Origin of the sequence: Arachidicoccus sp. (assembly GCF_050436765.1) — a bacterium.
In the GTDB taxonomy this organism is placed as follows: Bacteria; Bacteroidota; Bacteroidia; order Chitinophagales; family Chitinophagaceae; genus Arachidicoccus.
The window spans coordinates 1-12,092 of record NZ_JBNQGD010000313.1 but is presented as its reverse complement, the minus strand read 5'-3'; the positions used below and the strand labels follow the sequence as shown (position 1 = coordinate 12,092).

Here is a 12,092-nt window from a genome sequence, read left to right as displayed (position 1 = left end):
AATAACCCAAAACCAGACCCGGGAGCTGCCGCAAAAATTACAGACCAACGACAAATCAAGAAGATCCAAAAATTGGTAAAACAAAGAAAAGACTCTTTAGAAATTTATGAGCAACAACATCGAGAAGACCTGGCCCAAAAAGAAAGAAGCGAATTGGCTATAATTGAACAATTTTTACCTAAGCAAATGAGTGAGGAGGAATTGCGTACCGCCTTACAGGCTATCATTGCAGAAACCGGCGCATCTTCTCCTGCTGACATGGGTAAAGTAATGGGAAAAGCCACAAAACAATTTGCCGGCAAAGCAGATGGCAAAATGGTGGCAAATATTGTTAAAGAACTTTTGAGCAAATGATCATTGATATTATAGCCGCAATAATTCTAGTGCTAGCTATTTTCAAAGGATATAAGCAGGGTGTTATTATGGCTATATTCTCATTTTTAGCCCTCATTATAGGAGTAGCCGCTGCGATGAAACTATCTCTTGCTGTAGCCAATTATATGTATCACCATGGTATGCATGGTAAGTGGATATCTTTTTTGGCTTTTATTATAGTATTGATTGTCGTAATTTTGATGGTGAAACTTTCGGCACGAATTATTCAAAAAATAGCAGAGGTCATTTTTATGGGCTGGCTTAACAGGCTTGTTGGCATAGCGCTATATACATTTATTTACCTTACCATTTTTAGTGTATTGCTATTTTATGCCGATAAAATTGGGTTGATAGGAAGTAAGAGCATGCAACATTCGATTACTTACAAATACATAGGCCCTTTGGGCCCCTTTGTAATAGACAATATAGGAAAGGTTATTCCTTGGTTTAAAAATATGTTTACCGATCTCAGCGGATTTTTTGCCGGTATTGCATTAAAAACACATCACTGAACTACCAAAAACTAAAGATCTTTGGGTTTTACCGCTCATTACACTAAAATACTTTTATTTTTATCGCTGAAAAACAGTGTGCTAAAAAAAAATATACATTATCAACTGAATTATGTTTATTTGTAAGACAAAATAGTTGCCGACAAAAATTATGAACTACGAAATAAAACAAAACGATAAATTTAAATTTATAGATGAAGGCGAAGGCGAAACACTTGTACTATTCCATGGTTTATTTGGCGCACTTAGTAATTTCAGTGATTTAATTGAACACTTCAGAAAAGAATATCGTGTAATAGTGCCGCTTCTTCCCTTACTTGAATTGGACTTGTTAAACACCACTGTAGGTGGACTTCAAAAATATGTCAATAAATTCTTTGAAAGACTCAATCTTCAAGATATAAATTTATTAGGCAATTCATTAGGTGGTCACGTGGCCTTAGTACAAATATTAAAACATCCTGAACGCATAAAAACATTGACACTTACCGGGAGTTCCGGCCTTTTTGAAAATGGAATGGGAGATACATATCCCAAACGGGGAGATCGCGAGTATATTCGTAATAAAACAGCTTATACCTTTTACGACCCGACGATGGCTACAGAGGAGTTAGTTGATGAGGTATTTGAAATAACGAATAACAGATTAAAAGTTATTAAAATTATTGCCTTAGCAAAAAGTGCTATACGTAATAATTTAGGAGAGGAATTGAAAGAGATAAAACAGCCAACCTTATTAATTTGGGGTAAAAATGACAATGTAACACCGCCTTTTGTCGCAGAAGAATTTCATAAACTTATTCCTGACTCAGAGCTACATTTTATAGACAAATGTGGTCATGCCCCGATGATGGAAGTCCCTAATGAATTTAATGCGATCCTTAAACCCTTTTTAGAAAAACACAAACAGTAATATTACATATGCTATGTCGACAAATAATTTCTTTAGAATATCCAGTCTTCCAATTATCCAAAACGGATAGAGAGGAAGCCTTGACAATACTCGAAAAGACAGGGTCTACGATGTTTCCTGTCTTAGATGGGGATATGCTCGTGGGTCTTATAGATAGAGAAGGAATAAATACGTTGCCGAAAAACAGCAAGCTCGTCGAAGCACAAAACCATTTTTTAAAAGCAGCTATAAACGATACCGATTATTTTTTAGCTGCTTTTAAATTAATGTCACTCACTCAATATCCTATCTTAGCTGTTGTAAACGCAGAAAATAAATATTGCGGTACCATTACACAACAGTCCTTATTAAATGCATTGAGTATCTTTCTTGATATAAAAGAAGTTAACGGTGGATTGATCGTCCTCCAAATGGATAAAATAAATTATTCTTTTTCTGAAATTGCAAGATTAATCGAATCCGACAACGCAAACATTATGCAGTTAAACACCTATTTTGATTTACAGGCCGCTGCCTTTATTGTTTCTATCAAAATCAATCGAATGGATGTCTCAGAAGTTGTTGCTACACTACAGCGATTTGATTATCAGATTTTATATTCTACTAGTGAAGAACGATATGAGAATGAGCTAAAACGCAATTATGAAGAGCTTATAAATTATCTAAACATTTAAAAAAAAATGGCATAATAATAGCTGTATTTAGAAACATACATCAAAACCTTGGAATATGAAAACAATGAAACCTGTCATTTGTGCAATTCTTGCAAGCGCAGTCTTGCTAACTTCTTGTAACGTTTATAAGAACGCAAACAAAAGAGAACGTGGAGCGGCTATTGGCGCCGGTGGTGGGGCAATAGCGGGCGGTGTGGTTGGAAAACTTACCGGAAATACAGCCTTAGGAGCAATTATTGGAGCAGCTGTTGGTGGGGGCGCGGGCTATATTATCGGCAAAAAAATGGATAAACAAGCTGAGGAGATAAAAACTCAGGTACCGGATGCTAAAGTTGAAAGAGTAGAAGAAGGAATTGTTGTTGAGTTTTCCAGTAAGGTTCTCTTTGGATTTGATCAGTCTAATCTTACCGATGCATCAAGAAAAACACTTAATAATCTTATCACCGTTCTCAATAAGTATCCTCAAACAAACTTGGAGGTGCAAGGGCATACAGATAATACCGGGACAGAAAGCTACAATATGAGTCTTTCTGTAAAACGCGCAAGCACTGTAGCTGATTATTTAAAAGCCAATGGCATAGCCTCATCACGCCTTTCTGTTAAGGGCTTTGGTGAAGATGCACCTAAGTATGATAATAATACAGAGGATGGTAGAATGCAAAACAGAAGAGTAGAGTTTTTGATTACAGCTAACCAGCAAATGAAAACTGAGGCCAATCAAGAGGCAAGTCAGCAAGGCAAATAGATCAATAAAGTATTTTTAAGAGCCGGGCAAACTTTTGTCCGGCTCTTTGTTTTAAAATAGATTTTTGCATTTCAGTGGAGAAAGTATATCTTTGCGCCAGTTCTTTTAAAAATCTTATCAAGAACGGCAGAGGGATTGGCCCGATGAAGCCTTGGCAACCACACGAAAGTGAAAGGTGCCAAATCCAACCAATTAATTTAATTGGGTAGATAAGTCAGTGTTTTAAGTTAATACTACTTCCATAATATTATAGCTTGCCTGACTTTTTTCAGTGCAGGCTTTTTTTATGCCCGTTAAGAATAAATCTACTGATTTCTTTAGTTCATAAAAAACTTTACACCTTCTTTTGATAAAAATTTTTATTTTTTTTAGTAAGAAAGGATTAATCTATTAATTTTGTGAAGTAATAGAAATGAAGACAGCATTGCAAATATTATTATTTACTTCCATCGCACCTGCGATGCGCCATTGCTGCTGTATGTGCTTTTAGCACATTTATTCATCTATAGTTCTCTCCAAAGAGGCTTCCACATTTTTCGGTTTCTTTTTTTAAATTTTTAAATATTCATTCAATGAGCAAATTACGCTTTGAAACCCTGCAAGTACACGCAGGTCAACCGGTAGAGGCTACCACACTTGCAAGGGCAGTACCAATTTACCAAACTACTTCCTTTGTATTTAACGATGTGGTGCATGCGGCTAATTTATTTGGGCTAAAGGAATTTGGTAATATTTATACGCGCATAATGAATCCCACAACGGATGTATTCGAGCAGCGTATTAGTGCCTTAGAAGGTGGAGTTGCAGCAGTAGCAACCGCATCTGGCATGTCAGCACAATTCCTCGCATTGACCAATATTTTGCAAGCAGGGGATAACTTCATTTCATCTCCTTATGTATATGGGGGGACCTTTAATCAGTTCAATGTTTCCTTTAAGCGCCTGGGGATAAAAGTTAAGTTTTCAAAGGACGATAAAACTGAAAGTTTTGAGAAGTTAATTGACGAAAACACGAAAGCAATTTATACCGAAACTTTAGGTAATCCACGTCTGAATATCCCGGATTTCGATAAACTAGCTGCCTTAGCCAAAAAATACGATCTACCATTATTTGTCGATAATACTTTCGGCGCAGGCGGTTACCTTTTTAGGCCAATTGAACATGGTGCAAACGTTGTATTGCATGCAGCAACTAAATGGATTGGCGGACATGGCACTTCTATCGGCGGTGTATTAATAGACGGGGGTAATTATAATTGGGATAATGGGAAATTCCCCTTATTCTCAGAACCTTCCGAAAGTTATCATGGATTAAATTTTGCAAAAACATTTGGTGTAAATAACCCGCTTGGATTGCCAAATATCGCTTTTGCCATCAAAGCACGCGTAGAAGGCTTGCGCGATTTCGGCCCAGCACCGAGTCCTTTCAACTCATTTCTTCTATTGCAAGGTTTGGAAACACTTAGCTTGAGGATGGAACGTACTGTCGATAATACTTTAGCCTTAGCACAATGGTTAGAAAAACATGAAGCAGTAGATTTTGTTTGGTATCCGGGATTGGAAAGCAGCCCTTACAATGCTTTAGCAAAGAAATATTTACCCAAAGGTGCCGGCGGCGTCCTTAATTTCGGCGTAAAAGGCGGAAAGGAAAATGCCTTAAAAGTCATCAATGCATTAAAATTGGCAAGTTTACTCGCGAATGTTGGTGATGCGAAAACATTAGTTATTCATCCGGCTTCCACGACACATGAACAATTAAGTGATGAAGCGCAACTCGCCGCCGGCGTATTGCCAAATCAGATTCGTGTAAGTCTTGGTATAGAACATATAGACGACATCAAAGAAGATTTTGAACAAGCCTTAAAATCCATAGGATAAACATTTGCAGGAGGTAATATGCTTGATCATATTACCTCCTATTATTATAAAAATACTAGCTAAGAAAAGAAAAGTGCATCAAAATATTTATCATCATAATGAAGAATTTGTATTAGAAAGTGGGAAAAAAATCCCATCCTTTCATTTACAATATACAACTTACGGAAAACTAAATGCAAACAAAAGTAACGTGGTTTGGGTATTTCACGCACTCACTGCAAATAGTGAGGCCTCAGATTGGTGGCCTGGATTAATCGGCAAGGGGAAAATATTTAATCCGGAAACTCACTTTATCATCTGCGCGAATGTCCCCGGAAGTTGCTATGGCAGTCTTTCACCTCTCGATATAAGCGCGACCGGTGAACCTTATTATCACAACTTCCCTTTATTCACATTGCGCGATATTGTCAAAACATTTCAATACTTAAAAACTCATTTACAGATTGAAAAAATTTGGTTAGGTATTGGGGGGTCGCTAGGAGGTATGCAGTTATTGGAATGGGCAATCAGTGAGCCTGAGATTTTTGAGAATATTATTCCAATTGGAACGAATGCAAAGCAATCTCCCTGGGGTATTGCCTTAAATGCTTCCCAGAGAATGGCAATTGAGGCAGACGTTACATGGAAAGAAAAGTCAAGTGCCGCAGGTTTAGAAGGATTAAAAGTGGCTCGCTCCATTGCATTACTTTCCTACAGAGATTATAATGCATACAATATGACCCAGCAGGGCATTACTGAAGATTCTAAAAGCAGTGCTATTGACGAACAAGTGCACCGCGCTGAAACTTATCAAAAATACCAAGGAGAGAAACTAGCTAAGAGGTTTAATGCCTTTAGCTATTATAATTTATCACGCACCATGGATACTCATGACCTGGGTCGTGGAAGAATTTCAATGGAATCTGCTCTTGGCCGCATTAAGGCAAAAACGTTGGTGATAGGTATTTTCTCCGATATATTGTTCCCGTCAGAAGAACAAATGTATCTCGCGAATAATATTGCGAATGCTGAAGTACATATCATCAACTCGCTTTTTGGACACGATGGGTTTTTATTGGAATTTGATATGATAGAAAAAATAATTGCAACTTTTCTTGAAAAGAAAAATTAAAAAAGATGAATGAACACAAAGAAATTATTATAGGCATGTTTGGTTTTGGTGTAGTCGGAGAAGGTTTATACAAAATATTACAACAAACACCATCACTAAACGCGAGAATTAAAAAATCTTGTATTAAACATCCAGGCAAGAAAAGGAATGCACCAGAAGAACTCTTTACGACGGACAAAGATGTATTACTGAATGATGATGAGATAAATGTAATTGTAGAAGTAATTGACGATTCCCTCGCTGCCTACCAAATAGTTACAACCGCGTTGAGAAATGGAAAAGCCGTGGTAAGTGCCAGCAAAAAAATGATTGCGGAAAATCTAATAGAATTATTGCAGCTACAAAAAGAAACAGGTTTACCATTCTTGTATGAGGCCGCGGCATGTGCATCTATTCCAGTAATCCGCAATTTGGAAGAATATTATGACAACGATTTATTACATTCTATAAGAGCTGTTGTCAATGGTTCTACCAATTTTATCTTAACCAAAATGTTCGACGAGAAGCTGGACTTTCAGGATGCCCTGATATTGGCACAGCAGCTTGGCTATGCTGAGAGTAATCCGGCACTGGATATAGAAGGCCATGACGCAGTAAACAAATGGGTAATCCTGCTGAATCACGCCTACGGTATTGTAGAAAAAATTGATAATTTAATGTTTACAGGCATTCAAAACATTCAATTGAGTGATGCTATCGTTGCAAAAGAGAAGGGGTTCGATATAAAATTAGTTGCGCAGGCCAAAACACTCTTAAATGGTAAAGTAGCAGCATATGTATTACCCCAGTTTGTGGAGCTAAGTGATCAATTAGCTTTTGTGAAAAATGAATTTAACGGTGTTGTAATTGAAAGTGGCTTTGCAGACAGACAATTCTTTTATGGGAAAGGCGCTGGAAGTTTGGCAACGGGATCCGCAGTAATGAGTGATATATCCGCATTACGCTACGATTATCGATATGAATATAAAAAATTGTATCATCATACACCGAAAGAACTTACCAACGATTTTTATGTACGTGTTTACATTAGTTTCGATGAAATAAAGAAGATTCACAAAGATGAATTTGAATGGATCGAGGAGTGGCATGCGGGTTTAGAAAGAAGTTATCTAACCGGTATTATTCATTTCGAGAAATTACAAAATTCGACCTGGTGGAAAGAAGAGGGGGTTTCCTTAATACTGACTGCTAATGGAATTATTGAAGAAATAGATTCACGCAATGCAAAAAAAAGGAGTTTAGAATTGGCAGGAATTGTATAGCTTAAAGACTCTACAAATTGGTTACTACAAGGATATCCGTCTAAAACGATTCACCAATCTAAAATAAAATTCCTCTTGACAGGGCAAGGAATCAGCCAGTATAAATTACTTTAACGGCGTCGAAGCCGGAGCAAAAACAACTTTTTAAAAAGAATCAGAAGTTCGCAAAAATTATTCTGAATAAGAGCAGCAATAATCATCACCAAAAGGTAGAAATATTATAGGTCAGGTAAGAATTTGCCGGACCTATCCTCATGTGATCAACCCGGAAAACGATTGGTATACTCAGGTAAAGAATCATCATTTTCCCTTTAATAAAAGGAGCCGCAGAAATCAATTCTGCAGCTCCTTTATTATTTAAAACAGATCAAAATTATTCAAATTTCAAATCCAATCCTAAACCTCTCAATTCATGAACCAACACATTGAAGGATTCTGGAATCCCAGCTTTAGGAATATTATCACCTTTTACTATCGCCTCATAGGTTTTAGCACGGCCAATAATATCATCAGATTTAATGGTTAATAATTCTTGCAAAATATTAGATGCTCCATAAGCTTCCAGTGCCCACACTTCCATTTCACCAAAACGCTGACCACCAAACTGGGCCTTACCACCCAATGGTTGTTGTGTAATCAAACTATAAGGTCCAATAGAACGTGCGTGCATCTTGTCGTCAACCATATGGTGAAGTTTAATCATATAGATTACCCCAACTGTAGCCTTCTGGTCAAATCGATCACCTGTTTCCCCATCATACAAGTACGTATGTCCCATTGATGGAATATTTGCTTTGTCGCAATAAGCTGCAATCTCTTCAGGTGTAGCACCATCAAAAATTGGCGTAGCAAATTTAACACCCAATTCTTTACCGCACCAGCCCAAAATTGTTTCATAAATCTGCCCAATATTCATACGAGAAGGCACACCCAACGGATTTAATACAATATCGACCGGAGTACCATCTTCTAAGAAAGGCATATCTTCTGCACGTACAATTTTAGCAACAATACCTTTATTTCCGTGACGGCCTGCCATTTTATCTCCTACTTTCAACTTACGTTTTACAGCAAGATAAACTTTCGCCAATTTTAAAACGCCCGCAGGGAGTTCATCACCGATGGAAATATTGAACTTTTCGCGTTTATAACGACCAAGTTCTTCATTGTATTTGATGTTGTAATTGTGCAACAAAACGTTGATTTGTCCGTCAATCGTTTCATCCCCTGTCCAACCCAACGGATTGACATTCTGATAATCAATAGCGCTTAAATTCTTAGCATTAAACTTAGCTCCTTTGCCAATCAGCATTTCGCCAAAGTTGTTGCTAACACCAGTAGAAGTTTTGTCTTTTAATAAGGTTTGCAATTTATTAATCAACAATTCTTTTAAGGTTACCCCATTTTCCTGATGTACTTTTTCAATTTTTTCTAATTGTGCTTTTTCACGCAATTTGCCATTCTTATCTTTCTTGGCCCGTTGGAAAAGTTTTTTATCTATCACCACCCCTTCTGTACCATTTGGCGCCTTTAAAGAAGCATCTTTTGCATCACCGGCTTTATCACCGAAAATAGCACGTAACAATTTTTCTTCTGGAGTTGGATCGCTTTCACCTTTCGGAGTGATTTTACCTATCAAGATATCACCTTCACGAACAGTAGCTCCTATTCGGATAATACCATGTTCATCTAAATCTTTGGTAGCCTCTTCAGAAATATTTGGAATGTCAGAAGTTAATTCTTCTTCACCCAATTTTGTATCACGTACTTCCAATTCATATTCTTCAATATGAATAGAGGTGTATAAATCTTCGCGAACTACTTTTTCGTTAATTACAATGGCATCTTCAAAGTTGTAACCTTTCCAAGGCATAAATGCTACTTGTAAGTTACGACCCAATGCTAATTCACCATCCTTAGTTGCATATCCTTCAGTTAAAAAATCTCCTTTCTTCACGTGTTGTCCCTTCTTCACAGCTGGACGCAAGTTGATAGATGTCGCCTGGTTGGTTTTGATAAATTTAGTTAATTTATATACAACTAAATCATCTTCAAAGCTTACCAAACGATCCGCATCATTTCTATTGTATCGAACATGCACTTCACGCGCATCCACAAACTCTACAACACCTTCACCTTCTGAATGAATCTGAATACGTGCATCGCGTGCTGCCTTACCTTCCAATCCAGTCCCGACGATCGGAGACTGAGGGAGCAATAATGGCACAGCTTGACGCTGCATGTTGGAGCCCATCAATGCACGGTTAGCATCATCATGTTCCAAGAAAGGAATTAAAGAAGCACTTAGACCAACAATCTGGTTAGGTGCCACATCCATGTATTCTACTTCATTTTTTTCGAGGATAGGGAAATCGCCCGTTTCACGGCTGATAATTCTATCTTCTACGAATACGCCTTTTTCGTCAAGTGGCGCACTGCTTTGCGCAATTTTGGCTGTATCTTCTTCTTCTGCACTTAAGAATTTCAAATGCTTCAAATCTACTTTTCCTTCGTGCACTTGGTGATAGGGTGTTTCAATAAAGCCCATATCATTAATCTTCGCATGAACACAAAGAGTAGAAATCAAACCAATATTTGGTCCTTCAGGTGTTTCTATAGTACACAACCTACCATAGTGAGAATAGTGTACGTCACGTACTTCAAATCCTGCGCGTTCACGACTTAGCCCCCCGGGTCCGAGTGCGGAAATACGACGTTTGTGCGTAATTTCTGAAAGCGGATTTGTTTGATCTAAGAACTGAGATAGTTGTGATGTACCAAAGAAAGAATTGATTACAGAAGATAATGTTCTCGCATTAATCAAATCTACCGGTGTAAATACTTCGTTATCCCGCACGTTCATACGTTCACGAATAGTACGTGCCATACGAGCTAACCCCACACCAAATTGTGCGTATAATTGTTCTCCAACGGTACGTACACGGCGGTTGCTCAAGTGATCAATATCATCAATTTCTGCTTTGCCGTTTGTAAGGCGAACCAGGTATTTGATAATTTCTATAATGTCGTCTTTGGTCAGAACCTTATTGGTAAGCTTTTGCTTAACCTCCAATTTACGGTTGATTTTGTAACGACCTACCTCTCCTAAATCATAACGCTTATCGCTAAAAAATAATTTATCAATAATACCACGGGCAGTTTCATTGTCCGGCGCATCTGCTCCACGCAACTGGCGATAGATAAATTGTACCGCTTCTAATTCTGAGTTGGTCGTATCTTTATTTAAGGTATTATAAATGATGGCATAATCGCCACCCACATCTTCTCTTTGAATAAACACGCTCGACACTTCTAGCTCGGCAATTACTTGAATGGTTTCTTCATCCAAAACAGTATCACGTTCCAGAACAACTTCGTTACGCTCCAACGAAACAACTTCTCCGGTATCTTCGTCCACAAAATCCTCTACCCATGCTTTTAATACTCGAGCAGCTAATTTATGTCCGATATATTTTTCCAATGCTTTTTTATCTGCAGGCACTTCTGTAGCCATGCCAAATAAAGTAAGTATATCTTTATCTGTTTCAAAACCAATAGAACGCAACAATGTAGTCACCGGGAATTTCTTCTTACGGTCTATATAAGCATACATTACGTTGTTAATATCAGTTGCAAATTCCATCCATGCACCTTTAAAAGGTATGACACGGGCAGAATAAATTTTGGTCCCATTTGGATGGGTCGATTGCCCAAAAAATACACCCGGAGAACGATGTAATTGAGAAACAATAACGCGTTCTGCACCATTAACCACAAAAGTACCTCTCGGGGTCATATACGGTATGTTACCCAAGAAAACATCCTGCACAATAGTTTGGAAATCCACATGCTCTTCGTCATTACAGCTCAAACGTAGTTTAGCTTTCAGTGGAACGGCGTAGGTAAGTCCACGTTCCATACACTCATCAATAGAATAACGAGGCGGATCTACAAAATAATCCAAAAACTCCAACATGAAAATGTTGCGCGTGTCTGTAATAGGAAAATTTTCTTTAAACACTCGGAATAAACCTTCGTTGTCACGCTTATCGGGCGTTGTTTCTAATTGAAAAAATTCACGGAAGGATTCTAATTGAATGTCTAGAAGATCAGGTGTTTCTGCTAGGTGCTTGGTTTTGCTGAAACTAACCCTGTTTTGAACTTTAGTTGATGACATATCTGTATTTAACCGGTTTTACTTAATTAAACTTAAGCCTGTTTGCCTATAAAAAAACAAGAATGAAATGGCCATTTTCTTGTTTCACATAGTCAAATTGCCTAAATTAAAGGGCAACAAAGGTACTAATAGTATTTAAACTGGCAAAAACTATTTTAATCCTGCTTTTTTACTAACAAAATAGAATTAGTCTGCTTTAAAAAGAGCAAAACTCCCGCCAACCCAACTTTCATTTTTGTTTAATGCTACACTTATCATTTTCCCCTTACTCAATCTCGCCAAATTATATGCAGCTACTGGCCTTGGCTCACCTTCTTTCCATAAATAAAAAACACGTATCTCTGTTTTAGCATTTTCATCCATCGTTCGTATGATGGGTAAATAGTTGACCTTTTTCTGAAGAATATAGTTCTCAGGATCTTTAATACCCTCAATGTATTGCCGGG

The 12,092-nt window shown here is 37.6% G+C and carries 9 protein-coding genes, 1 pseudogene and 1 riboswitch; of the genes and pseudogenes, 8 read left to right on the top strand and 2 right to left on the bottom strand.

The features are described 5' to 3' along the window. The 8 genes from ACQR30_RS13730 to ACQR30_RS13695 all read left to right on the top strand — a co-directional run. Positions 1-354, top strand: a 354-nt coding sequence (locus ACQR30_RS13730; protein WP_429736078.1) for a GatB/YqeY domain-containing protein, incomplete at its 5' end; no start/stop codon positions are given. Beyond that, a complete protein-coding gene (locus ACQR30_RS13725) occupies positions 351-887 on the top strand; it encodes a CvpA family protein (RefSeq protein ID WP_429736076.1) in 537 nt (178 codons plus the stop codon). The genes ACQR30_RS13730 and ACQR30_RS13725, both read left to right, overlap by 4 nt. A gap of 151 nt (positions 888-1,038) precedes the next feature. Continuing rightward, positions 1,039-1,800 (top strand): alpha/beta fold hydrolase, encoded by a 762-nt coding sequence (locus ACQR30_RS13720; RefSeq protein WP_429736074.1) that lies wholly within the window; start codon positions 1,039-1,041, stop codon positions 1,798-1,800. A 110-nt stretch (positions 1,801-1,910) separates the two neighbouring features. Continuing rightward, the gene (locus ACQR30_RS13715; RefSeq protein WP_429736072.1) at positions 1,911-2,474 is read left to right on the top strand and encodes a hypothetical protein; all 564 of its coding nucleotides are present in this window, start codon (positions 1,911-1,913) and stop codon (positions 2,472-2,474) included. A 55-nt stretch (positions 2,475-2,529) separates the two neighbouring features. Continuing rightward, entirely contained in the window at positions 2,530-3,219 is a 690-nt protein-coding gene (locus ACQR30_RS13710; RefSeq protein ID WP_429736070.1) for an OmpA family protein, read from the top strand. A 111-nt stretch (positions 3,220-3,330) separates the two neighbouring features. After that, a riboswitch (SAM riboswitch) is annotated at positions 3,331-3,435 on the top strand. A gap of 356 nt (positions 3,436-3,791) precedes the next feature. Further along, positions 3,792-5,096 carry an O-acetylhomoserine aminocarboxypropyltransferase/cysteine synthase family protein gene (locus ACQR30_RS13705; protein ID WP_429736068.1) on the top strand — a complete coding sequence of 435 codons (1,305 nt, stop codon included), beginning with the start codon at positions 3,792-3,794 and terminating at the stop codon, positions 5,094-5,096. 73 nt (positions 5,097-5,169) lie between these two features. Next, complete coding sequence (locus tag ACQR30_RS13700; RefSeq protein WP_429736066.1) at positions 5,170-6,207, top strand: homoserine O-acetyltransferase family protein; 1,038 nt, start codon at positions 5,170-5,172, stop codon at positions 6,205-6,207. A gap of 5 nt (positions 6,208-6,212) precedes the next feature. Beyond that, complete coding sequence (locus ACQR30_RS13695; RefSeq protein WP_429736064.1) at positions 6,213-7,469, top strand: homoserine dehydrogenase; 1,257 nt, start codon at positions 6,213-6,215, stop codon at positions 7,467-7,469. 373 nt (positions 7,470-7,842) lie between these two features. On the opposite strand, the gene rpoB is transcribed toward ACQR30_RS13695, so the two are convergent. Then, positions 7,843-11,646 (bottom strand): DNA-directed RNA polymerase subunit beta, encoded by a 3,804-nt coding sequence (gene rpoB, locus ACQR30_RS13690; RefSeq protein ID WP_429736062.1) that lies wholly within the window; start codon positions 11,644-11,646, stop codon positions 7,843-7,845. Between the two features lie 186 nt (positions 11,647-11,832). Then, positions 11,833-12,092: pseudogene (locus ACQR30_RS13685) on the bottom strand (hypothetical protein); the annotation flags it as partial.

Excerpts from the sequence above, each read along its gene's own strand:
- ACQR30_RS13705 (WP_429736068.1), top strand. The coding sequence starts at position 3,792 with ATGAGCAAATTACGCTTTGAAACCCTGCAAGTACACGCAGGTCAACCG.
- ACQR30_RS13710 (WP_429736070.1), top strand. The coding sequence starts at position 2,530 with ATGAAAACAATGAAACCTGTCATTTGTGCAATTCTTGCAAGCGCAGTC.
- rpoB (WP_429736062.1), bottom strand. The coding sequence starts at position 11,646 with ATGTCATCAACTAAAGTTCAAAACAGGGTTAGTTTCAGCAAAACCAAG.
- ACQR30_RS13695 (WP_429736064.1), top strand. The coding sequence starts at position 6,213 with ATGAATGAACACAAAGAAATTATTATAGGCATGTTTGGTTTTGGTGTA.
- ACQR30_RS13725 (WP_429736076.1), top strand. The coding sequence starts at position 351 with ATGATCATTGATATTATAGCCGCAATAATTCTAGTGCTAGCTATTTTC.
- ACQR30_RS13720 (WP_429736074.1), top strand. The coding sequence starts at position 1,039 with ATGAACTACGAAATAAAACAAAACGATAAATTTAAATTTATAGATGAA.
- ACQR30_RS13715 (WP_429736072.1), top strand. The coding sequence starts at position 1,911 with ATGTTTCCTGTCTTAGATGGGGATATGCTCGTGGGTCTTATAGATAGA.